We start from the raw sequence: 25,349 nt of genomic DNA on the forward strand, positions 1-25,349 counted from the left end.
GGGGGTGAGCGCCTGTCGAATAGGAGATTCGATCATAAAAGCTTCGTCGATCAGATCGTAGTGGTCAGCTAATATCGGAAAAAATTTGGCTTTTCTCGACCTGAGCTGACATCAGCGCATCATTAAGTCGCTGAAGTAGGGTTTTCTGCAATACGCCCTATTGGCTCGCCAGGTTTTGGCCGGATAACCATTGGCTGCGTTTGTTTAACTTTGGTCGTGGGCAGGTGCTTGCGGGCGTGTAACAGCTCATTTGCCTTTATAGGTATTTTTTAAACGTTGTCGAGGTTATCGATATGGCTATCCCAAGAGCTATAGTGCAGGGTAAAAATATAATCATAGGGTTGACTGAAAATGGCAGGGATAGATAAAAAATCCACGGCACCAACAGTAGTGGCATCAACGCACGTTTGGCGCGATGATAGACAAAACTGCTTTCTCGGCCAGCGCCAAACTTGCGTAGATCCCGGCGCATAAGTCCATCGACCAAGCCGGTAAGCACGGCTAGCAGAAACAGTGGTGTGGCCAGTGCGAGGATGGTGAGGCGCACTACGAAGGTGAAGGACGTATACAGCGCGGCCAGTACGAAATCTTCGATTCCTACGTATAACTGGTTGATCAAACCCCGAAAGTCGTTAACTTGGTTCGACGCGTGCGCATTCTGGGCAAAATCCGCAAAGCCGGTCTTAACCAGCAACCATTGGTTGAGGAAGTCCAGCCACTGGACAATCGTTCGACCAGGCTGTTGGAGAATCAGTGAAGACTTGAAGTAATCACTCAGCCACCCCAACTCGCTACTCAACATGGCTTGGCTATGTCGCCAACCCTGCTCGCTCCAAAACAGTAGTAGGCCTGCGAACTCGACCAGGATCGAGAACACCAGCGAGGCGATCAGCAATCCGATGATTCGCAAAACCAGACCAATCGCCGAGACGATTAATCCCGGGCGCTGAATCGGTTGTGGTGGCGTGTTCTGGACGGAAGTCGCCATCATTCGCTCCATTTGCGCGTTGCAGTGTTGGTGTCGTCACTACGCCTTCTGGATAGAATTCTGCCGAATTAAAACCTGTGGGCGCGCGCTACCCCACCTGATCCAGATCGAAGTTTGTTGTTGGGCCGCCACCGCTGGCAGTCCACCATTGGCCCGCTTGGTCGTTGTAAGTAGCCCGCATCCGCTGAGTGAGCTCCTGGAGGTCCTCGGGCATGTCATCGTCGTTGGAGGGCTTTGGCAACGGCATGCGCACTTTCCAGAGCTGGCCACCGGCCTGGAAGGAAAACATCTGCCCCTTGGGCAAGCTGACGATGTGCGCCGGCTCGATCAACGGCACGCTGGTGCTGCTGACGCGGTCCTGCGAGGACGAGGTGAAATCCGTGTTGGCTTCAGGATCGGAGGTGTCAGTGGCACCCGACACCAGGGTCCTGGTCAGCACGTTGACCTTGGGCAACTGTTGGGTGAGCAGCTCCGCCGTGGCGGTTTCGCGTATCCGCAGCATCTGCAGGGTGTTGAAGTTGCCAATAACCTGGCCAGCTTTGGCGCGGTTACCGATGCGCGCTTCGATATCGCTGAGGGTCTGGGTGTAGGCGGTCACCTGGATGCCGGCGCCGCCACCCTTGTTGATCAGCGGAATAAACTCATCACCCATCAGCTCGTTGAACTCATCGGCGTGCAGGTTGATCGGCAGCTTGGTACTGCTGCTAGCCGATGCCGGCAGGCCATTGTCAATGCCATGTTTGTAGATGTGACCCGCGACCGAGACCAAGTCGGCGAACATGGAGTTGCCCACGGCGGCGGCCACTTCGGCGTCGGTCAGCGCGTCCAGGCCGACGTAGACGATGCCGCGTTTTCGGATGATCTGCATCCAGTCGAAAATAGGCCGCGGGTCATCTAAATCGGTGTAGTTGGGGGCCAGTAATTGTGCGGTCTTGCCGGTGGTGAGTTTCTCCAGCAGTGGCAGTAGGGAGGCAACAATCTTGTCGAAGTAAGTACGGTCATATCGAACCGCTGAACGCAGTCCGTCCATTACCGGATCAAATACCCGGTTCATCGCCAGATATTGTTCGATGGCGACCACGCGTTTGTCGCGTCCCACCATATGACGGGGAATGTTTTTCTCGCTGAGTTTGCCTTCAAGCTGGACAATAACCTCCCACGCGGTCGGGTCGCGCTTAGCAAAAAGTGCTGCGCGTACTCGATGAACAGTGCGTCGATGTTGACCACATGCCGTTGGATCTGCAGGTAGTCAGGACGTCGGCCCAGCTCTATCAGTGCGCGGGCGATGATGTTGACGAAACGCCAGGCAAACTCACGAAAGGCCGCAGAATTGCCCTCACCGCTGAGCTGCCCGGCAATGCGTGACGCCACTTCCGAGATGCGCCCAAAGCGTCCCACCGCGTTGTAGCGCGAGGAGATTTCCGGCCAGCCCAGATGGAAAACATAGAATTCCTTTTCCCGACCGGCCCGTTTAGCTTCGACGTACATACGTTTGAGCAAGTCGGCATCACCCTTCGGATCAAAAACGATGACTACCTCATGTTCGACGCGGTGTATGTCCTGAGTGATATACACCTCGGCGAGTCGTGTCTTGCCGACGCGTGTAGTGCCCAGCACCAGGGTGTGTCCGACCCTTTCGCTTAGAGGCAGACTTACCTCTGTTTCGTTGGGCTCAACCCCATGTAACAGCGGCGAACCGCCTACCGGGGGGAGAGGCCTTAATGGATTGAAAGCACTGTCCCAGGCAGTGACACGTGCCAGGGTAGAAATGAGAAACGGCGCATGCTCCAAGCGCCGCTCGAGTCCACGGGCCAGGCGGTAGCTGGTCGGTTGATTGACATAGCGGGCGACCGCCGGATCCTGGGCCTCTACCAACCGCTGGGTGTGCAGGCGGTTCCAGAGAAAACCACGCCCCATGAACAACCGTTTACTGCTGACCGGAATCTGCCGACTGGTCAGCTCGTAGCGGGGCAGCCGACGGATATCGCGTCGATAACGTAGCACCTCCCAGGCTTGTAGCAGGCGGATGAGGCCGAACAGGGCATAGGCCGGCGCTGCAACCAGACCAATCTCGGGTGACAGGGCCACAGCCCAGGGCGAGTACACGCACAACACGGCGGCAGCGACGCAGATCGCTACGGTGTACAGCTCCACCGCTGGCCGGAGCTTGGACTCCATCGCATGCTCGGCCATGGTTGGGCTCACTGTTCCAGCGATATGGCGGTGATTAAGACGGGGTAATGCTCAATCTGCAGACGGGCGGCGATGTCGTTGCCGTTCACCGGTAGGATGGTGATGCCCGGAGCTGCTGCTCGAATCCGGGCCAAGGCTTCAATATCGGTCACTTCAACGGCCAGACCTGCCGCGCCCATTTCCAGCAGTTCAACTGCGCGTTGATTCAGCCAAGCCAGTGATTGGGTATCCTCACCCACCAGGAAAAATGGTTGTAAGCCCGGCATGTTCAATGCGCGAGACGTGATTTGGCCGGGGCTCAAGTGAGAGCTGCGAACGGGTAATATCCAGTTTTCATCGGGAACCGTGGACAAGTCCGCATGCATGGCCCGATCATGCTGGATATTGTTGTTTATGGGCTGCCTGGCAACTTGAAAATGGGGGCGGGTGAAGTCGCTAGGCTGATCCCTGGCTACAGTCAGCTCCGGCTGGGCGAAAGGTGCCAAGAGCAGGATGAGATAGCAGGTAAGGGATCTCCGCTTCATGGTGGTGTGCCTTGTTCGAAGGAAGTCAGCAGCCGTTCGAGTTGCCGGGAAAATCCTGCGCGGTAACGCGCGGCCGGCGTTCCTCCTGCCTGGCGGTGATAACGTCCAGCAGCGGACACCCAATTACCGGTGGCGGCGTGATGCGCCTGCAGCAGTTCGGCGGTTACAGCGAGATTTCGGTAGGGGTCAAGGGCTTCGCAGGGATTGGAAAAACGTTGCCCGTGATAACCCAGATTGGTCTGCCCAAGTCCGGCATCTACCCGCTTAGCGTCATGCTGGGCAAGAGCCTGAAGCAAGGCATGACAGGCGTCCTGGCGAGTGGCGAAGCGGTAAGGGTTACCGGCAATATTCAGCGTCCAAGGCCAGGGCAGCAGTCGACCACGGACGCGGGTACCGCTCTCCTGCAGGGCAATCGCGAACAGCACCGTAGAGGGGATGTCAGCGTCATGCGCCGCCAGTTGGTAAGCAGGAGGCGGAAGTTCGTCGGCCTGGGCGGCGAACATCGTCAGCAGGAACGCAATGCCACTCAGTCGAGACGTTGCCATTGTCCGTTCACCTGTTGAAATGTGTTAGGTAATGGTCTTGGAGCACCCAGGCTGAACCAGCGACCACGGTCATGGTTCAGGGTGATCTTCTGGCGTTGGACTTTGGCCGGATCGATGCCTGCTTGCCGTGCCCAACTCCGGACGCGCTCATCCTCACCTTGGCTGCCCACCAGGTAGATATCGAACGCCGTATCACTGCTTTGCAGACGCTGCGCTTCGGCAGTGCACGCTGGGCAGTGTTCCTCTACAAACAGGGCCTGACGCGGCGCGACCGGTGAGCTGGAGGCAGATGGGGAGCCCATCCCTTGGATCGGTAGTAGCCCAGGAAACAGCTTGACCCAGGCTGCGGTGTAAGCGTTTTGGTAGGCCAACTCGCGCTCGGCGCGTTTGGCTTCCAGCGCTACTTGTAATTCGGCATAGCGCTGGCGCTCTTGCTCGGTCTGGGCCTCGACTCCGAGTGCGGTCAACGGATCGAGGTTTGGGCTCCAGAAACCGCGCGGGCCGGCTTGGATCTGTTCAAAACGCGTCCACTCCTGCTCTGTCAGCCCCCAGCTTGTGGCCTGTTCAGAGTGCGAGCGGCCCAGCGGAGCGGACTGCGTGTCCTGGATCTGTGACTCTGTTGTGATGGGGTTACCCATCGCAACATCTATGGTCAGTAGTGAAACCAGACATGCGAAGGGGAGGAGTGGCGCTCTTTTCATGGTCGCTTCTCAAGGGAGGTGCACGATCTGGTCTAGCTCACGGGCCACCGCGAAGATGGCCGAGTTTGGTTCCAGCACTTTTAGACGCCAGGCACCGAACTCCTCGCCGCTATGCAGCAGTCGAACATTCACAAGCGCGTGACTGTCATGAGGTGCGACCGCCAGAAAGTGCTCACCACCACGGGACTCGAATCCCAACACGGAGAACGGTGGCGAGAGCGGGGCGGGTTTGGAACGAACAGTCGGTTTCGGCCTGGATGCGGAAGGTGTCGGCGGTGAGGGTGATGGCTGGATCTTGAGGTCCAAGAGCTGCTGCTCGGCGTGCTCAAGGCGTGCTCGCAGTGCTGTCATGTCCGCCTCGGTGGCACGGGTTGCCAGACCGTCGCGCAGGTTTTGTATCTCTTGCGCCCACTGATCCAACATCGGATCGAGGGTATTGGCCTGTTGCTCGCCGGCATCGACCAACTGCTTCAGGTCTTTCAGCGTGAACTGCAGTTTTTCCTGTGCGTCCTTGAGGGCACTTGAATCCTGTTGCAGGGTGTCCAGGGTTTGTCGGTATTGCGTGTCCGTGCTCTGCAGTTCTGCAAGGCGCTGATACTGGTTATACAAACTACCGCTCAGCCCGGAGACTGCCAGGCAAAGTAAGCCGACGATGAGGGTTTGAAGCGTCGAGGCCTTCATGGCCGCGCCTCCGGTTGATGGGGCGAGACGGGTGTAACCAGCGCAGCGCCGACGCCTGTTTTATGCTGCTCGAAGCAGACCGAACGGCTAACTTCATCGGTCGTGAGTTGCCAGGCGGGGCCAGCCAGCACTTGTAGCGCGCTGCGCAAAGGGATTGGGCCAAGCCGGTGATGTGCCGCAGGCAGGGGCAGAGAAAAAAGCACCTTCAACGCTGCGGTATCGGGACAGAGCGAATAGCCCGAGCGCTGCAATAAATACTGCAACGCGTCCTGCACTGAAGGGTTCAGGTTAGACGGGATGCTCACATCAATGATTTGAGCGAGAAGGTCGCGTTGTTCCGTAGTGGGCTCGGTGCTGACCAGCGTATAGCGGCCATAGCGAAGTTCTGGCGTATGACCCTCTTCGGCTGAACTTCTCGATAACTGAGCCCGATCAGATCCGCCGTCTACCTCTGAAGGTGTCGGCAATGTGTTAGGTATTTGCGCGGTGCAGGCGCTGAGCAAACCCAGCAGGCAGACAGGCGTGAAAAAACGCTCCATGAAAAAAAACCTCATGTCAGATTCAGTGCAGAACCTGACATGAGGTGAAGGAGCGATTCAGTGAGAAATCCGATCTATGGCATGTCGTGTTAACGCTAAATACTTTGCTATGCATCATAAATAGCGAGTCCATCCAAGACAGCAGCGTCGGGATCGAAGATCAACAATCGCACATCCGCCAATGCCGCCAAATACAGCACGTCGACCAAGGCTGTCGGCGTACCAGCATCGAGTTGCTCTTGCCTCAGCGATGAGTAAGGACGGTCCTCGATGTTCACCAGGTTATCGTCGGTCCAAGGTGTACCAATCAGCTTGCATCCAACGCCATTGCAGTCGTTCAGCGCAAAGGGTTCGAACAGCAGACCGGTTGGTCTGGATTCATGATTGCCAGCCACCAAGTAGCGCAATGCTTCTTCAGTGAGGTGTGCCGTACTGATCTCCCAGGCTCGACTGTAGTGTCCCGTTTCGAAGCTCAGGCGATGGACCATGGCTTGTGCCTGTTCTAGGGAGTACAGGTCGCCGACGTGATACCGCTCGTTGAGCATTTCACCCATCACGGCGTAGATCACTTGGCGCACCAGCCCGGTGGACTGGCAGCGTTCATCCAACTCATCCGGAATGGATTGACCTCCGCTGATCAAGGCGAAATCGTCATTGAACTGACAGGGGAACAGTTGCAGTTCATGGTCGGGCAGATGCGCCTGAGAGGCGTGGACGGGTCGAAAACAGGGAGGGTAATCGTCTTCGTAGGTGATCATTAGCAGCCGTTCGATGTCCAGGTGGTCGTAACCGCGAGTAAAGGGGTTTGAAACCAGTGGCAGGGCTGTTGCTTGGCGTATTGGATTCATGAGGATTCTCCAGAATGAGAATGGAAAAGGGCGCCCGCAGGCGCCTGAAAGGGTTAAAGCCAGCCATGATTGGCAAGGGAGAGAGGGCAACCTTCACCCACGATGAAGTGATCTAGTACGCACACCTCGATCAAGGCCAAGGCTTCTTTCAATCGTGCGGTCAAGACGCGATCCGCCTGACTGGGCGCCGAGCAACCTGAGGGTGGTTGTGAGCAAAAATGGCAGCAGCGGCGTTGTGCGCGAGGGAGCGTTTAACGACTTGGCGGGGGTAAACGCTGGCCCCGTCAATGCTGCCGTGAAAGAGGACTTCGAACGCCAGTACCCGGTGCTGGGCATCTAGAAAAATCACACCGAAGACTTCATGCTCTTGTTGTGCAAGCTGCAGCTTTAGGTAAGCCGCCACGGTGTCAGGGGATGTCAGGGCAGGACCGCGGGTGAACAACCGACGATCCAGAATAAGTTGCACTTCCTCGATCAGCTGGTTTTCGTGAACGATACGATCAGCCTCGACGCTCGAAGTTTCAATCAGTGTGAGTTGAGTGCTCATGGTGGTACCTCCGAAGGGAATAATCAGGGGTACACACCCTTGGGGGAGTGGCGTCCCCCGAGGTGGGTATAGAGTCGTGTGCGTTAAATGGCGTGCCGTTTACAACCGAGTAAACCGGTGGCGTTGACCGTGGAGCTGTGAATCACAGCCTTCGCAAGGCAATAGAGAAAAGGCTTCTATCCCCCAGCCGGCTTCAGGATCGAAGTCGGCACTGATGGGCATCAACCGCATCAGACCATGATCAATACTGGCGAAGCGCTTCACGGTTTCATCCGTCGTGTAGTAAAGCGATAACGTGCTGCAGTCCTCGTAAGCCGTCGCGAACAGGCAGTCATCGCAAAGCCAGAAGGATTCCATATTGGTTCCCCTGTGCTGATTGAAGAAAAGGCGCTCAAGAGAGCGCCTTGATGTGGAGCAACGTGGACGGTTCAGGCGGACTGAAGGTTACGGGTGGCATCACGGCGGGCCGTGCGGGGAGCTGGTGGAGATTCAGGTTCTACCCGAGCCTCTGTTGGGTTTTCGAACTCCGCAGCATCGGCATCAACCGACGTTTGGGATGGTTCACTATTAGGCGCTTGCTCAGCAGGTGCTGTTGCTTCCTGCCTGGCGGGCGCTTTGTATTCGAATACGCCATTGACCTTGATCCATTCAATGAACAGAAGACGACCTTTCAGACTGGCGCCTGGTTGGCCTTGTTTAGCGCCTTTCTCGTAGAGAAATGGATCGATCCAGAGATCGCCAATACGGAACGACAGCAAGACCTTTTTCTCGGTGTTGACGGCGTCCATATACAGACGAATCAAGCGTTCAGCTTCACCCCCAGCGACTTTGCAGTCGAAGCGGGTGTACTCAACCGCGTCGTTGGCTCCGTGCAGGGCTGCGATATCGCAAGCCATAAACGGTTGACCACGGCGCACTTGCACTTCACGCACACGGTTGAGGTAGCCGATACCGACGGTGTGCAGGTTGAAGTAGGTGGTTGCTTCATGGGATTGATTGGCGTTGGCCATGGTGGTTCTCCTGTTTCAAGGGAAAACGGTGACGCACAATCCCTAACGGGGAAGTGAGTCCCCGTCAGGGTGGGTAAGGTGAAGGCGAGCAATGAACGACTCGCTACCGGCAAGCCGATGACGATCAGAACAATGCGTTAGGGGAATAGGGGAGCAGCAAAGAATATCTGCGGTGGTCATCCGCGCGCAGGGGGTAGTGGGCATTCATCACCGCTGAAGCGGTAACCGTGCAAGCTTCCGAACGCTGATTGCACTTGGGTAAACCACCACGAACGTGGCGTAGCCTTGAAGGTTCTGGCTACCTGGGCTGGGCTGCCAACGACAGCGAACCACGCCCTTTGTATAAGCCTGTCAAAGGGGAGCGTCAAGACGCTGCAACCTGATTTTTTACGGCCGGAATACGGTGGTGGTCACTGGACTGAAGAAAGTGAAGAGTGGGCCTGGCGGGGTGCCAGGCGAGGAAGAGAAAAGCCACCTTTGACGGTCTTACGCAGTCGACAAGCTCCTCGCAAAACTAGGTTTAACTGCGCCATGATTCGCCAACCGACCCTTGTCGTGGCCTGGATCGGAAGCTGCTGGCACGCATCCGCGCACAAAGGGTGCCCAGTGTTTCCCCGGTGGGCTCCGGGACTGAATACGATCACCGAAGCGGATGACCGCTATTGCCGGGCAGAGGCAACAGTGGTCATCCGCCACCGTGATCAGGTCGAGCACAAATCAGGAATGAAATTCCGCAGAAGAGAAGGCTCCGAACTCTTAGAGTTCGACCGAGCTGCCCGGAGCGAATCGGTCTTGGGTCGCCGTTGGCGGTGGTCCGAAGCTACTACAGCAGAGAGGGCAATACGGCGTCAAGCCAGTGAGCGCTCCTTCATAAGACGCTGCGTTGAGCGCGATGAAAGAGATTACTTACTGCCAAGATGGGCAGCTAATTGTTCGACGGTTGCCAAAATAAAGGCGCGGTCACTTTCCTTCAGACCACTCAGCAGAACCGCGATCATCTGGCTCTGGTCATTGGGACGATTGCTCGACTCCGTCAGCAGTTCATCCATCCTGCAGTCGAAAATATCCGCTAACTGCATCAGCTTGACCACGGAAAGCTCCACCACTCCCCGCTCAAGGCGCGAAATGGCTTCGCTGCCAATCCCCATGCGTTCAGCCACCTCTTCCTGGGTCAGATTTCGCTGAGTGCGGTGCTTCGCGATCATGCGTCCGATTTGGGCTTGGGTTGGATGTTTATGTGCCAAGTGATGAGTTCTCCAGTTCAACCCGAATGGTTGAGCAAAGACCCGTTGACATGAACATCCTTAAAGGTTGAGTATCGACTCAATAGGTTGCTATATTGACTTAAATAGCTGTGTGTCGCGACGTAGCTTCTATTCCTCCAGGAATCGGAGCCCGAAGTGACCTGTGATAATGAGCGGTCTGATAGGGCCAGACGGAGGAAAGGTTGAGCATGGAAGAGCAGAGCGAGAACGTCATGGATCTGATCTGGGATCGAACATTGGAGCTATTCATCAAGATCCATGATTGTCCGGATAACCCCGAACACTTCGACAGCCTTGTTCATTGGCTCAACGAAAATCCTGCTCACCTTAAAGCGTTCAATGAACTGGGGCAGATATGGATTACGACGGGCATCGTCTTGGCGCGCGAGATCGGGCAGCCCCTGGTCGACCTGGAGAAGGATCAGATGCCATTGATGGTGCACTGAGCAGTACATTCCAACGCTTCTGTTGATCGCCAACGCATGTCAGTGAGGACGCGAATTTTTTCTGATAGGCACAGTACCTTTGCAGGCTGGGTATTGGGAGCACGACCAAAATGGCCCTGATTTCCCCTTTCGTCTGAGTGTTGAGGCATTGCATATGGGGCAGGCTGGACCGGCTTCGACAGGTACCGCCAACGTGAGCGCTGCGCAGTGTTCGACCAATTGCGTAATCCAACTCGCTTGCTTGGCGACGAACGCATCCAGAGACAGGCGTCCCGCTTCAATTTCGTCCAGGGCCTGTTCCCAGATCGCGGTCATACCCGGATCTGCGATTGCAGCGGGAACCGCTTCAATCAGCGTATGGGCCGCAGCGGAGGCCATTAAGGTGCGTTTTTTCTTAAGTAAATAACCGCGATCAATCAACCCCTTAATGATGCCGGCTCGCGTGGCTTCGGTACCGATCCCGGTGGTGTCCCGAAGTTTCTGCTTCAGGCGTGGGTCGTTGATCAGCTTGGCCACATTCTTCATCGCCTTGATTAGATCGCCCTCGGTGAGCGGTTTAGGAGCGGCGGTGCGCAGTGACTTGAGTTCAACATCGTCCACTGTGCACTGCGTACCCTGTTGTAGGACGGGCAATACTTGGGATTTTTGTCTAGGCTCATCGACCTCGGTGTTGTCGGAGAGCAAGTCTTTCCAGCCCTGTACCAGGATCTGCTTGCCGACAGCAGTCAAACGTTCTTCGCCGCACTCCAGCTCGACCTCGGTTCGATCAAACTCATGGTGCGGAAGAAATTGCGCTAGGTAGTGGCTACGAATCAGTTCGTAGACTTGGCGTTCTTGTTCGGACATCCGCGCAAGATTCGCCGGCTCGGTGGTGGGGATGATGCCGTGGTGCGCGGAGACCTTGGTATCGCTCCATACGCGGGAGTGCTGTGATTGGTCGAGTCTCCCGAGTGCGGTTTGCAGCGCGGGATCTGTTTTGAGCAGGGCATCCAATACCGCGGGTACCTCGTTGAACATACTCTCAGGCAAATAGCGGCAATCGCTGCGCGGGTAGGTGGTGGCTTTGTGGGTTTCATAAAGGGCTTGCGCGACGTTCAGAGTTTCCTGAACGCCGAGTCCTAGCTTGCGCGAGCAGACTTCTTGCAATGTGCTCAGGTCAAAGGGCAGAGGCGGCGCTTCGCGGAAATGCTCAGTCTGCAGCGAGAATACTGTGGCGGTCTTACCGTGAGAAATTGCTTGGGCTGCTTGACGGGCAACCGCATGTTGCAGGCAACGACCTGCCTCATCTCGACTTGAGCTGGGTGGTTGCCACGAGGCGATGAATGGTTGACCCATTGCGGACAATTGCACATCCACGTCCCAGTAGGGCTCCGAGACGAAGCTGGCAATCGCTCGATCCCGATCGACCACTAAACGTAAAGTGGGTGTTTGGACACGTCCCACCGACAATACGCCGTCGTAGCCCGCCCGTCGCCCAAGGAGAGTAAACAAGCGACTCAGGTTCATGCCGATCAGCCAGTCCGCCCGGCTGCGAGCGAGGGCTGAATGATAGAGCAGATACGTCTCCTGGCCGGACTTCAGTGAGGACAATGCTTTGCGAATCGAGGCCTCGTTGAGTGCAGATAGCCAGAGGCGCTGGACGGGGCCCCGATACTTGCAAAGCTCCAGTAACTCGCGGGCAATCATTTCACCCTCGCGGTCGGCGTCGGTCGCGATTACGACGGCGGATGCTTTACTGAGCAGACGTTTGATGACTTTGAATTGTGCGGCAGTTTTGGGTTTGACCTCGGCCTTCCACTGCTCGGGAATGATCGGTAATTGATCCAACGACCAGGACTTGTACTGGGCACCATAAGCCTCAGGTGGAGCTGTCTCCAGCAGATGGCCGATACACCAGGTGACGGTTGAGTCGATGCCGATCAGGCAACCCTCATCGCGTCGGGTGGCTCCAAGAACCTTGGCGATGTCACGACCTTGGGAAGGTTTTTCGCAGAGGAAGAGACGCATAGAACTGCTCCGGATTGAGGTCGGAGCAGCGTTGTAGGAAACGGCCTTTGCGAGATATGAGAAACCTGAATGGCAGGTTCCTCATATTAGCCGGTGAGAGCAGCCGTGAATGGGCCAAGGCTGCAACCTCGTAGCAGTGTGGTACTTCACGAGCGGCGAGTAATGACAGGCCAATAACTTCGCGCGAAGACGCAATTTTTATGCCTGAAGTTTGTCAGTCCGTAGGTGGTTGCCCTCTGCGCTTCTTAGGTTTCGACGCAGGTGAACCGGACGGCTCTGTATTTTGAGAGGCCGCCGGTTCACTGGTGCGTTCCCGCATGGCCACGATGTTCACCCGGTGGGGCAGGATGCCCACGCGACGGGCCTCGATCTTGAAGGTCACTCGAGCATTGTCTTCGCTGTCCTCCCACTCATCGCGCACGGTGCGGCCTTCGACCAAGACACGCATACCTTTCTGATATAGCGTGCTCCAGTGTTCGGCCTCGCGGTGCCAAAGCTCAACCGGTGCCCAATAGCCGCCTCGATCTTCATAGCTGCCCTCGCGTGGCACGGGGTTGTCAAAGTACACATTCAGCCGCAGCAAACGCCGCGGCTCGTCATTGCCTGACGGGAACTCCTGAAACTCTGGCGCACTGCCGATATTGCCTTCGCCGACAAAAAAAGTGCTCATTGTGATATCTCCGCTGCTGGTGTGAACGGGCGCAGCAGCTGTTCTGCGCTGGCCATTTTGATCGCGCAGGTGGAGGCCTGGCGGTAAAGCGAATGCACCACGCTCATCTGCAGGTTCAGTGCAATGCGGTTGCATTCGAAACGGTGCAATCCCTCGTGTACGGTCAGCGGCAGGACTTTGTTGCCCACCTGGCGTTCCCAGACTGCAACCCCCATGCGGGCGAAGTCACGGGTGCGCCAACGCAAAAAGGTGCTGCCAGCGTTGGTGTTCTGCAGCACCAATCGAATATCCAGCAGTGAGTAAGGGGGCTGTCCGGCCTGCTGTACCACAGCCTCCATCAGGTGACATAACTGCGCCTCGATTTCCCTCGCCACCTGCGCCAGGTACTCCAACTCCCCCTTACCCTTAAAAGGTTTTAAAAGGCCTTTTAGGGAGGCTGCGTGTTCGAGTTGTCGATAGGCATCCGGCGTCAACGTTTCGAAGTGGGGTGCTTGGGCGGGGATTATCGGATTCATGCTTCGTCCTCCGGCTCATTCGCAATTGCAGATGGCTCTCCCGCTTCCTCTGCCAATGCGTCTGCGTCGTCCACTGGCACAACACCACGGCGAATGATTGGCGGCGCGAACTGGGAGCGGCGATGTCCCTCAAGGATGTCCATCGGAGGCAAGCCCATTTTCTCGATAGCCGCAATGGCACGGGCGTTGTTCGCCGCCATGTCATCACGCGTGACGCCGGCATGTCGGTAGCGCTGTGCCTGACCAAACAGACTGCGCAGCAAATGGGCGCCGTCGTCGATCCAGGCTTCCATGTCGGTGCGGCCGATCAAGGCGGTGTGATGGGCCAATAGGGTCCGACGCACTAGAGTGTCGTAGTCGGTCAGCAGGTAGACCGCCAGAAAACCCAGCTGGCTGCCGATGTACAACGGCAAGGTGACCGGGTGGATGTTGAGGTTATCGCCCATGTCGATTTGTGTCGGCAGATCCTGTCTGATCCGATCCAATTGTTGGGTCAGTTCCATCATCCCAGCCTTGGCCTGCATCAGTTTTTCTTCGAGTTGCACGATGGCCCAGTCAGCATAGGGATCGTCCTGGGCCGCGGTTTGCTTGATCAGGTTGGTGACACTGATGTAACCGGCCATACCCATGATCGAGTGGACGCCTTCGCGTGCGGCTCGACCTTGCCAGATACGGGCTGCATGGTGGGTATGCAGGGTCAGGGTGATGCTGCTGCGCAATGAACCCAGATTGAGTTGATAGTGATCGGCCATGGTGTTGTCCTCGCATTTGCTTGGACGGGACGTTGCGACAGATGAGGGTCAAGGGCAGCCAAAAAGCTGAACGCGGTCTGTTCGGTTTGATGAAAAAAGAGAAAATACATAACGTCTACGTTTAGTTGAGGACGTACCTTTGTTCCTCTAAAAGCTCCATGGCAAGGTCCGACATTTCCGTAGACTGGAGCTCTATGGATTTGATGCCACTGGCATCAACTCTATTGAGTTCCACCGCGTCCACGCAGTTGGCGCAGCTCATTCAGACACGCTTGGGCGAGGGCTGATGCGGGGTCGCCCTTTTTCCGAGTCGGCCGCGAGGGAGCGGGTGGGGGGGGCTCTGCGACGGGTGACGGTTCGGCCTGACTTGCCCAAGGACGAAAGTCGCCTTTCAGCGCACGCTGGATCAGGCCCATTAGATAGGCCGCTGGCTTGCGTATACCACCGGCCGCACAGCGTGCCCCCGCTTCGTTAAGCACCGCCTGCTGATCCGCTGGGTTGAGCTTGTTCAGCGCCACGCCGATGGCCTGACGTTCGCTTGGGTTCAGGCGCAGCGAAGTGGGCCAGTGCAGGTTATCCACAGTAGAGGTCGCGCGCGGTACTGTACATTTACTTTCTTTTAATACAGTACAAGCAGCGTTCGGATTCCGAACGGTGCTGGAAACGTTAGGATTCGAGCCTGATTCGGAATCCGAACGAGGGCCTGCACGATTCCGAACGCGGTGATCTTCCCCATGTTCGGAATCGTGGAATGCATCACCGGGTGGCTGATCCAAGCCTTGCTGCGCCCACTGTTCGCCCCAACAGTCCAGCCGCGTCGGTAACCGACCCTGATCGAGATTCGTGTCCTGTCGGACCTCCTCCACAATGTGTTGAGCGACAATCCGCACGGCCTTCGTCGCATGACCGAGGGCATGTCCGACCAGTTCTAGGTAATCCTGATCGAGCTCCATGGCTTCGGCGGGGGTTAACGGCTCATCGTGCAGAACGTACAAAGAACCTTGTAGCTGCCCGCTGATTTGATCGCGACCGCGGCTCACCAAACTGAGCCAGCGAGTGAGCCTAAGCATAGTCAATACGCGTGCAATGGTTTCACGCGAGGCTGACGCACCGTAAGGTACGCTCGAGAGGTAAGGCTGCAAATCCTCATAGCGCGGCGTGACCACGCCCTGGCCTTGCAGCATGAGCCGAAATACCTGCCAGGCATTTCGCTCCAATGGCGTCAGCCGATTATCCAACAGCAGCCGACGTGGCACGACTTCGTGTGATTGGCCACTATACAGAAAGCCAGCCTGTAGAGCCTGGTTGGAGGGCTGTTCAGTGGTAGGGTGTGCTGGCCAGCGCTCATGCAGCTGCTGTGTGCATTGCTGCAGGACACGTTGCCAGCGACTGGCAGGAACAGCATTCATATTTTGTTGCTGTACTGGTCGATTTGCTGCCAAACGATGGTCAAGCTGATCTTCTGTTCTTCGGCAAGCATCATCATGGCGTCGAGTTTATCCTCGGTGCCGTCCTCTGTTCGTACTTGGCACCAACGTTGCCACAACGCATGCTCCTGCGCTTCGCTCAAATGTTGTGGGCGGCCTTTACGGGTTTCTATCTTGAGTAGACGCCGGCGCATGGCTGTTTCCGAATGCGCCAAGCCAAAACACTGGTACATGATGGTGCTGCTGGCGCCGAGCTTGAGTGCTCGGTTGATCAACCGTTCGTTCTGTTCATCACGTTCAGCTTGTTCTATCAAACGATGCAGCACCGGCGAGTCAATCTTGACTTCAAGCCAAGGGACAGTGGCGTGGGCCAGGCGCGATAGCGTGGTCGGTGGTAAGGATTGCAGCACGAAGATGTCATCCTCACTCAGTCCAAGTGCCTTGCAGCGTTGCAGGTTGCCCAGGCGCAGTTCGTGCAGTACCTGGGTTAGCATGGCTTGATTGAGCATATTGAAGGACAAGTTCATCTCAGCTCCTCCGGTGAGTTTTTGTCTTCAGAGATGAGTGTTAAGTCGATTAGACGCCGGGCCAGGCGTATCAGGCGAAACAGTTTGATTAGCAGATAGTCAGGCAGTCGCTCCAGCCCCACGTCCGTGACCGGTCGATCTGGTAGAGGGAGTTGATAGACCCCCAACAACAATTGCCCGAACAGTGCTGAGGGTATTTGCTTGCGATCCTCCCAGTTCACCTCGTCTTGAGCGCGTAACAGGGCCAGGAGCATTAGGTGAACGCCGGTCGAGCGAGGCGCTGAAAGATCAAGTCGCTCAATATCCAGGATGAAGCCCAAGCCAAGCTTTTGATCAATGATGCTCTCGGTATCTCCGGCATAGGCCGCCATTTCACGAGCCAGTCCGGCAATGGCTAAACGAAGTTGTTCAGGTGTATCCGGCGGTGGTTTGATGATCCAGAGGTCGTCGATTGGGCAGGTTTCGACTAGCGACGTCGCCTCGTCGGATATCTCGCGATCGATTTGCTCACGAATCTGTTGAACGCGTGATAGAGGGCTGACCGCAGGTGAAGCATTTGTTTCGGGTGCTCTGAGCAGTTCTTCTGAAATTGGCTCTACCTTGCTCTTGGCATCAGTTGATTCGGGATTGGTGTCGGAGGAGGGGCGGGCTGCCGTGGCTTGATGTACGCTTTGCGGATAGATCCTCTCGGAGGGCGTGGTCGTTACAGCCCCAGGTGTGGAGACGACCCGTTGGGTATCGCTCAGCTCCAGGGCCAGCATACGGTAGGACTGTCCGAGCAAGTGGCTCATGCGTTCGAGCAATTCGTCCTGGATCTGCTCAAGATCAAAGGATTCAGGATCGCCATCGAAGTAGCCCATGGTCTCCAGCCAGAACTCTGCAAACGCGACTGTGGCGGTTGGATAACGGTTCCAGGTTCGCTCAGCCTGACTACGTAGACCGATCAGGCGCTCTATCTGAGGCTTACCCAAGCCGGCATACAGAGTTTGTGGAATGGCGGGTAATAAGTGTTCAAGGGTGTCCAGCATCCGGCTGATATGCGACTGCGAAACCGGATAGCCTCCAGCGGCAAGACGTCGAGCCAGCTCCCGTTGTGAGAGCTCTGGGCCATCCGACTCAAGCATGGTTTTGAGTTTGGCTACTGCCAATGCCCTTTCGATGAACGTGAGTTGGCCGTGCAGGTCGCTTTCCGCCAGATGGCCGAGTAGGGCGTTGGTTTCATTGCTCCAAGGTCGGAACAGGCAGTGAATCCGAAAGAAACGCTCATCGCGCGTTTCCTGCCACAGCTCGCCGAGAATTGCTAAGCGCGTATTACCGCCGTTGCGGATGATGAAAGAGGTTTCACCCGGACGGCGGGTAATCGGTGGCGGTTGATCCAGCCCGCGTTCACGGATCGATGCCTTGATATCGTCATAAAGCGGATTACGGATGAAGCGTGGGTTGTGTTCGTAGGGACGTAACTGTTCCAGAGTGACCAGCATGGGAGTGTCGATGACTGGATCGGACAGTCGCTCCAGTCCAGGACCTTGAGTGAAGTGGTCCTGGTGCAGCTTGTCGGTGATTTCCTCCTGAATGAGCTTCTTCATCGCAACCGCCTCGGTTAACGTCGGCTACGTAAATGGTCACCGACCTCGAATTTCACGATTTCGGCAGTCCCTGAACCTTCGAAATGTTGGGAGAGTTCTGCGAGGAACCACACCATGGCCGAGCGCCCCCTTGCAAACGAAAAACCACGGTGCAGTACTCCTCGCAAGCCGCGTCGCGTGGTCGAATGGAAGGCTGAACAACGATAGGAAACTGATCCAACATTAGAAAACTCCTTACCAAGCCCTGTTGGCTTCAAGGTCGATCAAACAAAAAAATCCGTGAAATGCTGATTAGGCGATTTGTTTTATCGAGGCTCCGCACACCTCATTACCGAAGAGATCGCTTCACGCCATTCAGGGAATAACTCGATGGCCAGCGCCTGCATGATTTCTAGCGCAGACTGCGAGCGTCGGCGTTTACTCGACGGGCGTGTATCTATTCGGTGAACCGGTAAGCCGAGGGATGCGGCATTGATATATGCCACCCGGTCCGGGATCACGGTGTCTAGCACCGAGATATTGGTAGCCTCTGCAAAAGTCTCGCGCAGGCTTCGGATGATCATCCGGGTGTCCACTCGATTGATGTTCACCTGGTTCAGTAAGAGCCGTAAGGGCGGCGGGTCGATGCCTAGGTGGCGAAATGGTTCGAGCTCACTCAGTAGCTTCAAGGTGCCACGGCGCATTTCGCGGGCAGCGAGCATTTCTGGCGTGATGGGAGAGAGGGCGAGATCGGAGGCCAGGATGGCCATTTCCAGCAGTACACTGCGTGCTCCCTGAGTATCGATCAAAAGCAGGTCATAATTGAGACACAACTCGTTGAGCAAATTGTGCAGGCGTAGTCGTCCGTCAGGGGCATGCAGCAACAAGGTGCTCAGTCGACCTTGATCGTCATTAGAGAAAATCAGGTCGAGACCGACGACTGCAGTCCTAGAAATTATTAGTTCAGGTATTGTGAGATTGAGTGCAATCAGCTCGTACGCACCTGCCTGCGCTTTCTGGCTCAATGAATAATAACTGGAGAGGGTGGGTTGGCTATCCAGATCCAAGAGCAGAACACGCAGGCCAGCATCTGCCAGCAGGCCGCCTAGGTTCGCCGCTACTGTAGTTTTGCCTACCCCACCCTTGGTGGAAACCACCGAGACCACGTGCATCACCCTCACTCCTGTCGCGAAAGGCGTTCTGCAATCCAGTGTTCGATTTCCAGAGAGTCCCAGCCGACTGCGCGCAGCCCGATACGCTTTGCCCGCGGAAACTTTCCTTCCTTCATCAGGTTGTAAATGTGCGCACGTTTGAAGCCGGTTTTTTGTTCGACCTCCTCACGCCGCATGATGTGGCGTTGGGGTTGAGGCGCTTCAACTGAGGGGACAGATTGGCTGGACATGCTAGTCACTCCTGGCGCCAATTGGCGCGTGTTGGGAAGTGACATGGATTGAATCGCACCACGGCGGATGAGTCATTGCATTGCAATCAAGCCTATTGCAACGCAATTGGCTCGATTAGGTATTTTTTTTGAGGCTACGATTGGCCACGGCAAACTTTTCATCAAGTGTGCGCTTGCTGAGGCCGGGCACATCTTTGTGACGGGCGACAATGGCGTCAACGATGGCTGCTTGATTCGTAAATACCGAAAGAGGTTTTCCGGCGGGCGAATGGTCCAAAAGAAGGCTGACCAATGCCCCAATGATATTGTGATAGGTCAGTTCACTACGCTCGCTGAGTTGACCATTCGTTTTGGCCAAGGCTTTGAGATCATCTCTTTCAAGTCCAATCGACTGGAGTTCTCCCAAGATTTCTTGAAGGTGCTGCTGTTGCGCTTTCAACGCCCTCGATAACTCGTCTCGATCTGCTTTCAATGAGAGAAAAGTTCCGAGGCTGACCTTTGCAGGTGCATCCTCACCGGACTCGAATAAAAAGCTGGGCTTATGGTCGGGGTAATGAATCTCCATCCAGCGACGTAAGTCTGAATGGCGGATGGTCAACTGATAGGACTCTACATAGCTTCCCAAAGGAACAGAAATGCCGAGGCAGCCATACGGCAGTTCACCATTGCGTATAGCGTCTAAAATCCTTTCGAAAGCGATGTGAAGATTGGGCCATTGGGGAAATAGGATTGCAAGGTTCTCGGGGCGAGACCAATCCGCCTGGACAATTTGAGCTTCGTAGCGAGTGAGATTGCACCAACGCAACGCTGCATCTACAGGGCGATAGAAGATTTTCGTATTCGGATTGAAAACATGAACGCTCATATGCAGCGGACCATCCATATCCTAATGGATAGGCCTCTCGCGGAGCATCTGTGTATCAAGCCAGCTGATGGTACCGGCTATTTTACTTGGATTTTTCACTCGGTGAGGTCATTCCATTTACCTATTGTTCAATATGGTATTCGTCAGTATTTTTTCAACGTCCTGCTCTAACCCCTTGTTTTTGATTTTCCAGCCAGATACCAATGACTGATTGTACTGACATATAGTGGTGCAGTTCGCTTTGTGATAAAAAATTTCACGCTGGTTCAAGTAGTAAGTCGCTTGTCGAAGTTCAATATCAGCATTTCGGATTTCTAATAGAAGGCTAAACTACTACTAGATCTTTGCACTCCTTAGGTTTGAATGGGTTTCGGAGGATTTCGCACGGAGCCTAGTAGCCCCCGGGGTTATTCCGCACCACCTGCGAAACGCTCTATTGAACGCGGCTTCGGACCCATAACTCGATTGTTCCGCAATCTTCGCAATGCTGAGCGAGCTGTCGGCCAGCAGCTCTCCAGCCCTCGCAAGACGAATATGGGTCACGAATTGCCTAGGCGTCATGCCGACGGATGCTGAAAAACGGGTGGTCAAAGCTGATCGACAAAGATGGGCAATTTCTGTGAGGTCGTGCAGTTCCCAATCTCGTTGGGGCTCCTGCAAGATTGCCGAAATCACCCGTGCAATAGCGGGGTCGCCCAAACCTTTATAGATAGCATCGCTGCTACTTTGCGAGGCGGCCTCTTTTAAAGTGATCGTCAATATTGTCTCCGCGAGCCGGATAACAACGGACTGCGTCATGAAATCACTGTCTCGCTGCACATCGAACTCATCGAAAACGGCGTTCAGGAGCGAGTTATGCTGGTCAGCGAACCTTTTCAACAACACCGGACCGGGTAGGCCGCTGATGAGTGCACCGGATGTTTGCTTGTCCACAAACATGACGATCATTCGCAGCTCGAACAATTCGCCTCCCCCCGTAGGAAACCCGTTGGCTCAAAAGGCGCGTCAGAGACGGCCGTCCTTCAGCGTCGATTACGTGAGGCTCGACCTGAATTCTGAGCAATTCGCGGATATCGATACAGGGTGACTTCGGTGGATTGGATATCTGGTGCCGGATATGACAGGGGACAACGAGAATGTCTCCCTGTGTGAAAGTTACTGGATCACTGTACAAACCGAAGGACACCTCGCAGCTGCCATGGTGAGCTTCATAAATGACGAACGTGTCAGGGCCGTAGGCGACATCTACGCCGAACGGAGCCGACAGGTTCGCACTACCTGGTACTGCCCCTGAAAGGCGTATCGAGCGCAGAAGATGATCCATGGCCTCGGTTGGTCGGTAGTGGGCTGGGTTGGAAAGTGACCACATCACGCCGTCGTCATATTTAAAGAGCCCCTTGTCCGAGCCGCTTCCATCGTTGTGAAACGCTGGTGTCGATTGAGCCATGCGCCTTCTCCGATCTCGGATACGTCTTGCTGGATGCGAGCGTCCCGTGGTTATTGTCGTTGTTCGATCACGCTAACTCAGTTCCAGCGACGCGTCATTGATTGTTTGTTCAGCCGAATTGATCATTTAGCCGGCCAATATCTTTAAGCAACGCCTGTGGTCGATAGAGTGTGAGGCCTGGATGCATTGCAACTGCTGGCGCATCGATATCTGCGCCAGCCCTCGTTGCTGACTTATGGTTCGCTCGGCATTAATACGAGGCTATCAGAACACTTTCCATCCCATCACCATGACTAGGCTGTAGCCGGAAAATGTGTTCTTCGCATCATAATTCGCGCCAGCCTTGATCTTAATTTGACTGCCGATGCTAGGCACGAACAGGCTGACCACCGGTCCGATGGAGCCAGCCGAAAATTTCGAGGCGTTGGTTCGGGTACCGTCAGGCCGCTTATCGCTCTCAATCTGCTTTGCTTGCTGGCCGGCAATGCCAACCTGCCATTTGCCATAGCGTTCAGTAATGGCCCAGTCGACATTGATGACCGTTCCTGCATCGAAGTGGGTGGCGGTGTTTTCCTGTGGCATGGAGTAGAACAGTCGTGCACTCAACTCTGTTCCGTCGCCACCGAGTGAATATTTCGGATCAGTCAGGTAGGTGGCTGCAATATTCGGCGAGATGATCCACGTATTTCCACCGGTATTGACAGGTTTGTCTTTGTCGTATCGACCGGTTGGGATCGTCACCCCCAGGCCTCCAGCAACTGTCAGACCGTAGGGCAGCGGGGCAAGACCTGAGGTGGTCGACTCACCCCCTCCCAGATATTTGCTCCAGAAGAACAGGTCACTGTAGATATCGGCGGTGCCTATATCGCAGTTTCGTTTTCCAAACCGAACACATCGACGGCCATAACCGAATTGCGCCGATGACGCGAGGCTTCCTCCGAGTACTTTGAATGGGTAGACGTAATTCAACCCCACCACGCCGGCTGACGCGTCAAAACCGGTATCGTAGGCAACTTTATGACCATTGACGTCCTGATAACGATCCGAGGTGACGCCGATATAGCCTGCCCCCATGTAGAGACCTGGCTGCGGAGGCAAGTAGGCTCCGCCTATATCGGTGCCGCCGATGGGGCCGCCATAGATGGCCGTCTCGCCGGCATTTGCGTTGATTGCGATGGCAATTGCCATGAACCCCATACAGCAGACGGATGAAAACCGAAGCGAGTGTTGTACACGCATATTATTCTCTTTTTGTTGTTGTTTTGTTTATCTGTTGCCGCTTTTTATCCTGACAAAGGATGCAAAGCGGCAACTATGTTCGGCGCGCAAAGTAGTATGGATACGTCTGGTGGGTTGGGTCTGGTTTTACGAGGCAGCCCCCTGTACGCGCCAGATCCTTTGCGCTGCCTTGGGGAAAAGTGTCAGGGCATTTCGACCAATTTGCTCGATCTGCTCGGGGCGTAGCCCGGTAACAGCCAAAAGGGCCTTGATGTTGGCGATCGCCGTGTGTTCCGTGGTGCACGGTGCGCCGCAATCCGAGCCATAAACCAGATGTTCAGGACAAGTCATCGCAATGCCGGCCAACAGGCTTTGAGGTGAACCCGTCATGGCCGTATCCAAATACAGTGCTGCCAATTGGGCTCGCATCTCCGCTTGACTGAGGCGCTGTGGATTAGGCACCCACGATTCGGTTCCGAGGAGCATCAGCCGGCCAGAGATGGCCGGTAGTGCCCCGCCACAATGGGCCAGAATGAAGCGTATAGAGGGATAACGCCTGAACACGCCGGCATAGAGCATATCTGTGATGACACTCGCAGTCTGATAGGCGACTTCCAAGAGCACACCAGGCCGTGAGAACTGGCCGGGTACGGCATGGTTGGGGTGGACGAACACGACTGCCTGGCGCTCGTTAAGCATGGCCCAGAGAGGCTCCAGCCGCTCATCGGAGAGAAAGACGCCGTTGTACTGGCAGTACACGGCGAACCCGTCAGCCTCTAGCGCTTCGGCACGCACCACCTCGAGTAAGGCAGCTTCCGCTTCATCCGTCGGCAGGCCGGCCAATAGACCAAATCGTGACGGATAAGCCTCCACGAGTTCCGCACCGTATCGGTTGCAGGCCTCAATCGCTGAATGAGTCGGTGCTACAAAACTTAGCATTTGCATGCTGATTCCGACTCGATCCATATAAGCCAGTCGTTCATCCAGGTTCCATTCAGCGGGTTGTTCACCGATCCAGTGATCCTGCTGTAACGCGTGCCACATGGCCGCGCGCTGCGCATCTGTGCGCGGTGGACTGAAATGAGCGTGGATGTCGATCCATGCGTCCAGAAGTTGGGTATCTGCTTTCATGGCTAGCGCTCCTGTAACGCTTAACCGTGCAAAGCCAGCGACAGCTCGCTGGCCTCCAATGAAGGGTGTGCAACCGATTTAGTCTCCGGCACACCTAGCACCTGTGTCATTACTGACGACAGCTCACCAGCGGCCGCCACGCTCTCTGCGCGCCAAGCCACGTGCCCATCTGGACGAACCAGTACGCAGCCATCAGCCCGGGTTCCACGTGCCTGCGCCCACTGCCCTAGCGGATCACGCACCGTCCCAAAGCGGGTATCTATCAAGCAGACCTCTACCCGCACGCCGGTGATGCGCTCTGCCTCCCGTGCTGCCTCGAACCAATCGGTTCCACCTCGCCCGGTCAGCAAGACAAACTGGCCTCGTCCTACCAGGTCCAGGGTTGAAATTCGCCGCAACCCCCGTTCGAGCCAAGCATGAGGGAGACGAGCGCCTGGCCAGGTCGTCGCCTCGAATGCGACATCCTGGTGTCCATACACCACTGGTTCAGGGGTACCGTCATCAACGCGTGCTCCTGATCGATAGCGATATCCCATCTCCACGCCCAGTGCATTGAAGGCAGGGTCGAGCACCTCGTGCTTGAATTTCTCGAAGCTGGCGCGTCGAAATTCACCCTCTGGGCTGTCTTCTTTCAGCAGCAACAACGCCTGCTGGACCTGCTCCGATGTGGCAGCCGGGTTGATACCCAGGAACTCGGGATAGAACCGTCCAAAGAAACCGACGGCCGAATCCCAGGCGCGATTGACAATGTATTCGCCAACCGGTTGACGTTCGATTTCATAACTTTGCAATAGCTCGGGGCCGGCCTTGCCTTCGAGCATCAGTTTTAGCTTCCACGCAAGGTTGTAGCCATCCGCGACAGAAGTATTCGACCCCAGGCCATTCATCGGCGGGTGTCGATGAACCGCATCGCCCATGCACCAGACACGGCCTTCTCCATAGCGGGTCGCCCACATCCGGTTGAGCGCCCAGCGCGAGACGCTCTTGATGGTAATGTCGATGGTACTGTCACCAATGGCCGCGGCGACGCGCCGACGCAGGGCCTCCGGACTGGGGTCATACACTTCACCCGGAAGTAGATTCCACCCGGCGACCCATTCATCCCAAGGCAGCACATTGACGAAAGTTGCGCCGTGGTGAGGATCAGTTGCCCAGTACATGGTGCCAGGTCGATGCGCGCAGTAACGAGACAGGTCTGCCTTGATCCAGACATAGACGACCTCGCCGATACCTGTATCGCCTCCGCTACCCATATGCCCTTCGAACGGCAGGGCCAACTGTTGTGCGATTCTACTGCGAGCGCCGTCTGCCCCAATCAGGTAGTCGGCGCGTATCGTATAACTTGCTCCGCTCTGAACTTCTCGTACAACCGCACTGACCCCTTGCTCGTCCTGTACGAAAGACTCGAGCTGATGACCGAAACGTAAGTCCGCTACGCCTGCAGTCTCGATCGCATCGACAAGAATCGGCTCCATGATGTGCTGGGAAATGTTGCACATACCACAGGGGCTGGCCTGACGGTATCGAGCTGCGTGT

At 55.9% G+C, this 25,349-nt stretch carries 25 protein-coding genes and 2 pseudogenes; 1 reads left to right on the forward strand and 26 read right to left on the reverse strand.

Annotation, left to right across the window (positions count from 1 at the left end):
- Positions 1–256: 256 nt before the first annotated feature.
- The 12 genes and pseudogenes from LRS56_05805 to LRS56_05860 all read right to left on the reverse strand — a co-directional run bounded on the left by LRS56_05805 (position 257) and on the right by LRS56_05860 (position 9,820).
- On the reverse strand, positions 257–988 hold the full coding sequence (locus tag LRS56_05805; GenBank protein WDU64026.1) for a TIGR03747 family integrating conjugative element membrane protein: 732 nt from the start codon (positions 986–988) through the stop codon (positions 257–259).
- An 88-nt stretch (positions 989–1,076) separates the two neighbouring features.
- Positions 1,077–3,181 (reverse strand): annotated as a pseudogene (traD, locus tag LRS56_05810) (type IV conjugative transfer system coupling protein TraD).
- 8 nt (positions 3,182–3,189) lie between these two features.
- A complete protein-coding gene (locus LRS56_05815; protein WDU64027.1) occupies positions 3,190–3,705 on the reverse strand; it encodes an integrating conjugative element protein in 516 nt (171 codons plus the stop codon).
- Entirely contained in the window at positions 3,702–4,250 is a 549-nt protein-coding gene (locus LRS56_05820; protein WDU64028.1) for a lytic transglycosylase, read from the reverse strand. The genes LRS56_05815 and LRS56_05820 overlap by 4 nt, the downstream gene beginning before the upstream one ends.
- Positions 4,232–4,951 carry a TIGR03759 family integrating conjugative element protein gene (locus LRS56_05825; GenBank protein WDU64029.1) on the reverse strand — a complete coding sequence of 240 codons (720 nt, stop codon included), beginning with the start codon at positions 4,949–4,951 and terminating at the stop codon, positions 4,232–4,234. Before LRS56_05825 ends, LRS56_05820 begins: the two co-directional genes overlap by 19 nt.
- A 9-nt stretch (positions 4,952–4,960) precedes the next feature.
- Positions 4,961–5,632: a chemotaxis protein gene (locus LRS56_05830; protein WDU64030.1), complete on the reverse strand. Its 672-nt coding sequence runs from the start codon at positions 5,630–5,632 to the stop codon at positions 4,961–4,963.
- Positions 5,629–6,171 carry a PilL N-terminal domain-containing protein gene (locus tag LRS56_05835; protein WDU64031.1) on the reverse strand — a complete coding sequence of 181 codons (543 nt, stop codon included), beginning with the start codon at positions 6,169–6,171 and terminating at the stop codon, positions 5,629–5,631. Before LRS56_05835 ends, LRS56_05830 begins: the two co-directional genes overlap by 4 nt.
- A 107-nt stretch (positions 6,172–6,278) precedes the next feature.
- A complete protein-coding gene (locus tag LRS56_05840; GenBank protein WDU64032.1) occupies positions 6,279–7,019 on the reverse strand; it encodes an ABC transporter substrate-binding protein in 741 nt (246 codons plus the stop codon).
- Positions 7,020–7,072: 53 nt separating this feature from the next.
- Positions 7,073–7,464, reverse strand: a pseudogene (locus LRS56_05845) (DNA repair protein RadC).
- A gap of 201 nt (positions 7,465–7,665) precedes the next feature.
- The gene (locus LRS56_05850) at positions 7,666–7,923 is read right to left on the reverse strand and encodes a hypothetical protein (protein ID WDU64033.1); all 258 of its coding nucleotides are present in this window, start codon (positions 7,921–7,923) and stop codon (positions 7,666–7,668) included.
- A 71-nt stretch (positions 7,924–7,994) separates the two neighbouring features.
- Entirely contained in the window at positions 7,995–8,576 is a 582-nt protein-coding gene (locus tag LRS56_05855) for an STY4534 family ICE replication protein (protein WDU64034.1), read from the reverse strand.
- Positions 8,577–9,478: 902 nt separating this feature from the next.
- Entirely contained in the window at positions 9,479–9,820 is a 342-nt protein-coding gene (locus LRS56_05860) for a helix-turn-helix transcriptional regulator (GenBank protein ID WDU64035.1), read from the reverse strand.
- Between the two features lie 209 nt (positions 9,821–10,029).
- On the opposite strand from LRS56_05860, the gene LRS56_05865 reads away from it, so the two are divergent.
- Positions 10,030–10,287 carry a hypothetical protein gene (locus LRS56_05865; GenBank protein WDU64036.1) on the forward strand — a complete coding sequence of 86 codons (258 nt, stop codon included), beginning with the start codon at positions 10,030–10,032 and terminating at the stop codon, positions 10,285–10,287.
- A 39-nt stretch (positions 10,288–10,326) separates the two neighbouring features.
- On the opposite strand, the gene LRS56_05870 is transcribed toward LRS56_05865, so the two are convergent.
- The 14 genes from LRS56_05870 to LRS56_05935 all read right to left on the reverse strand — a co-directional run bounded on the left by LRS56_05870 (position 10,327) and on the right by LRS56_05935 (position 25,312).
- Positions 10,327–12,294, reverse strand: a complete 1,968-nt coding sequence (locus LRS56_05870; GenBank protein ID WDU64037.1) for a DNA topoisomerase III — start codon at positions 12,292–12,294, stop codon at positions 10,327–10,329.
- Between the two features lie 214 nt (positions 12,295–12,508).
- Positions 12,509–12,964, reverse strand: a complete 456-nt coding sequence (locus tag LRS56_05875; GenBank protein ID WDU64038.1) for a single-stranded DNA-binding protein — start codon at positions 12,962–12,964, stop codon at positions 12,509–12,511.
- A complete protein-coding gene (locus LRS56_05880) occupies positions 12,961–13,479 on the reverse strand; it encodes a DUF3158 family protein (protein ID WDU64039.1) in 519 nt (172 codons plus the stop codon). The genes LRS56_05875 and LRS56_05880 overlap by 4 nt, the downstream gene beginning before the upstream one ends.
- On the reverse strand, positions 13,476–14,231 hold the full coding sequence (locus tag LRS56_05885; protein WDU64040.1) for a TIGR03761 family integrating conjugative element protein: 756 nt from the start codon (positions 14,229–14,231) through the stop codon (positions 13,476–13,478). Before LRS56_05885 ends, LRS56_05880 begins: the two co-directional genes overlap by 4 nt.
- A 221-nt stretch (positions 14,232–14,452) precedes the next feature.
- Positions 14,453–15,640 (reverse strand): STY4528 family pathogenicity island replication protein, encoded by a 1,188-nt coding sequence (locus LRS56_05890; protein ID WDU64041.1) that lies wholly within the window; start codon positions 15,638–15,640, stop codon positions 14,453–14,455.
- A complete protein-coding gene (locus LRS56_05895; protein ID WDU64042.1) occupies positions 15,637–16,185 on the reverse strand; it encodes a DUF2857 domain-containing protein in 549 nt (182 codons plus the stop codon). The genes LRS56_05890 and LRS56_05895 overlap by 4 nt, the downstream gene beginning before the upstream one ends.
- Positions 16,182–17,771 (reverse strand): ParB family protein, encoded by a 1,590-nt coding sequence (locus LRS56_05900; GenBank protein ID WDU64043.1) that lies wholly within the window; start codon positions 17,769–17,771, stop codon positions 16,182–16,184. The genes LRS56_05895 and LRS56_05900 overlap by 4 nt, the downstream gene beginning before the upstream one ends.
- 305 nt (positions 17,772–18,076) lie before the next feature.
- A complete protein-coding gene (locus LRS56_05905) occupies positions 18,077–18,922 on the reverse strand; it encodes a ParA family protein (protein WDU64044.1) in 846 nt (281 codons plus the stop codon).
- 5 nt (positions 18,923–18,927) lie between these two features.
- Positions 18,928–19,152: an AlpA family transcriptional regulator gene (locus LRS56_05910; protein WDU64045.1), complete on the reverse strand. Its 225-nt coding sequence runs from the start codon at positions 19,150–19,152 to the stop codon at positions 18,928–18,930.
- Positions 19,153–19,267: 115 nt separating this feature from the next.
- On the reverse strand, positions 19,268–20,017 hold the full coding sequence (locus LRS56_05915; protein WDU64046.1) for a hypothetical protein: 750 nt from the start codon (positions 20,015–20,017) through the stop codon (positions 19,268–19,270).
- A 336-nt stretch (positions 20,018–20,353) separates the two neighbouring features.
- Positions 20,354–20,965: an AraC family transcriptional regulator gene (locus LRS56_05920; protein WDU64047.1), complete on the reverse strand. Its 612-nt coding sequence runs from the start codon at positions 20,963–20,965 to the stop codon at positions 20,354–20,356.
- A 763-nt stretch (positions 20,966–21,728) separates the two neighbouring features.
- Positions 21,729–22,703, reverse strand: coding sequence for a transporter (locus tag LRS56_05925; GenBank protein WDU64048.1), 975 nt, complete (start codon positions 22,701–22,703; stop codon positions 21,729–21,731).
- A gap of 126 nt (positions 22,704–22,829) precedes the next feature.
- Entirely contained in the window at positions 22,830–23,813 is a 984-nt protein-coding gene (locus tag LRS56_05930; GenBank protein ID WDU64049.1) for an amidohydrolase family protein, read from the reverse strand.
- Positions 23,814–23,833: 20 nt separating this feature from the next.
- The gene (locus LRS56_05935) at positions 23,834–25,312 is read right to left on the reverse strand and encodes an FAD-dependent monooxygenase (GenBank protein WDU64050.1); all 1,479 of its coding nucleotides are present in this window, start codon (positions 25,310–25,312) and stop codon (positions 23,834–23,836) included.
- Positions 25,313–25,349 lie beyond the last annotated feature (37 nt).

Origin of the sequence: Pseudomonas poae, from assembly GCA_028869255.1 — a bacterium.
Taxonomy (GTDB): domain Bacteria; phylum Pseudomonadota; class Gammaproteobacteria; order Pseudomonadales; family Pseudomonadaceae; genus Aquipseudomonas; species Aquipseudomonas poae_C.

Coding starts and splice junctions, on each gene's coding strand:
- LRS56_05805 (WDU64026.1), bottom strand. CDS start 988: ATGGCGACTTCCGTCCAGAACACGCCACCACAACCGATTCAGCGCCCG.
- LRS56_05815 (WDU64027.1), bottom strand. CDS start 3,705: ATGAAGCGGAGATCCCTTACCTGCTATCTCATCCTGCTCTTGGCACCT.
- LRS56_05820 (WDU64028.1), bottom strand. CDS start 4,250: ATGGCAACGTCTCGACTGAGTGGCATTGCGTTCCTGCTGACGATGTTC.
- LRS56_05825 (WDU64029.1), bottom strand. CDS start 4,951: ATGAAAAGAGCGCCACTCCTCCCCTTCGCATGTCTGGTTTCACTACTG.
- LRS56_05830 (WDU64030.1), bottom strand. CDS start 5,632: ATGAAGGCCTCGACGCTTCAAACCCTCATCGTCGGCTTACTTTGCCTG.
- LRS56_05835 (WDU64031.1), bottom strand. CDS start 6,171: ATGGAGCGTTTTTTCACGCCTGTCTGCCTGCTGGGTTTGCTCAGCGCC.
- LRS56_05840 (WDU64032.1), bottom strand. CDS start 7,019: ATGAATCCAATACGCCAAGCAACAGCCCTGCCACTGGTTTCAAACCCC.
- LRS56_05850 (WDU64033.1), bottom strand. CDS start 7,923: ATGGAATCCTTCTGGCTTTGCGATGACTGCCTGTTCGCGACGGCTTAC.
- LRS56_05855 (WDU64034.1), bottom strand. CDS start 8,576: ATGGCCAACGCCAATCAATCCCATGAAGCAACCACCTACTTCAACCTG.
- LRS56_05865 (WDU64036.1), top strand. CDS start 10,030: ATGGAAGAGCAGAGCGAGAACGTCATGGATCTGATCTGGGATCGAACA.
- LRS56_05870 (WDU64037.1), bottom strand. CDS start 12,294: ATGCGTCTCTTCCTCTGCGAAAAACCTTCCCAAGGTCGTGACATCGCC.
- LRS56_05875 (WDU64038.1), bottom strand. CDS start 12,964: ATGAGCACTTTTTTTGTCGGCGAAGGCAATATCGGCAGTGCGCCAGAG.
- LRS56_05880 (WDU64039.1), bottom strand. CDS start 13,479: ATGAATCCGATAATCCCCGCCCAAGCACCCCACTTCGAAACGTTGACG.
- LRS56_05885 (WDU64040.1), bottom strand. CDS start 14,231: ATGGCCGATCACTATCAACTCAATCTGGGTTCATTGCGCAGCAGCATC.
- LRS56_05890 (WDU64041.1), bottom strand. CDS start 15,640: ATGAATGCTGTTCCTGCCAGTCGCTGGCAACGTGTCCTGCAGCAATGC.
- LRS56_05895 (WDU64042.1), bottom strand. CDS start 16,185: ATGAACTTGTCCTTCAATATGCTCAATCAAGCCATGCTAACCCAGGTA.
- LRS56_05900 (WDU64043.1), bottom strand. CDS start 17,771: ATGAAGAAGCTCATTCAGGAGGAAATCACCGACAAGCTGCACCAGGAC.
- LRS56_05905 (WDU64044.1), bottom strand. CDS start 18,922: ATGCACGTGGTCTCGGTGGTTTCCACCAAGGGTGGGGTAGGCAAAACT.
- LRS56_05910 (WDU64045.1), bottom strand. CDS start 19,152: ATGTCCAGCCAATCTGTCCCCTCAGTTGAAGCGCCTCAACCCCAACGC.
- LRS56_05915 (WDU64046.1), bottom strand. CDS start 20,017: ATGAGCGTTCATGTTTTCAATCCGAATACGAAAATCTTCTATCGCCCT.
- LRS56_05920 (WDU64047.1), bottom strand. CDS start 20,965: ATGATCGTCATGTTTGTGGACAAGCAAACATCCGGTGCACTCATCAGC.
- LRS56_05925 (WDU64048.1), bottom strand. CDS start 22,703: ATGCGTGTACAACACTCGCTTCGGTTTTCATCCGTCTGCTGTATGGGG.
- LRS56_05930 (WDU64049.1), bottom strand. CDS start 23,813: ATGAAAGCAGATACCCAACTTCTGGACGCATGGATCGACATCCACGCT.
- LRS56_05935 (WDU64050.1), bottom strand. CDS start 25,312: ATGTGCAACATTTCCCAGCACATCATGGAGCCGATTCTTGTCGATGCG.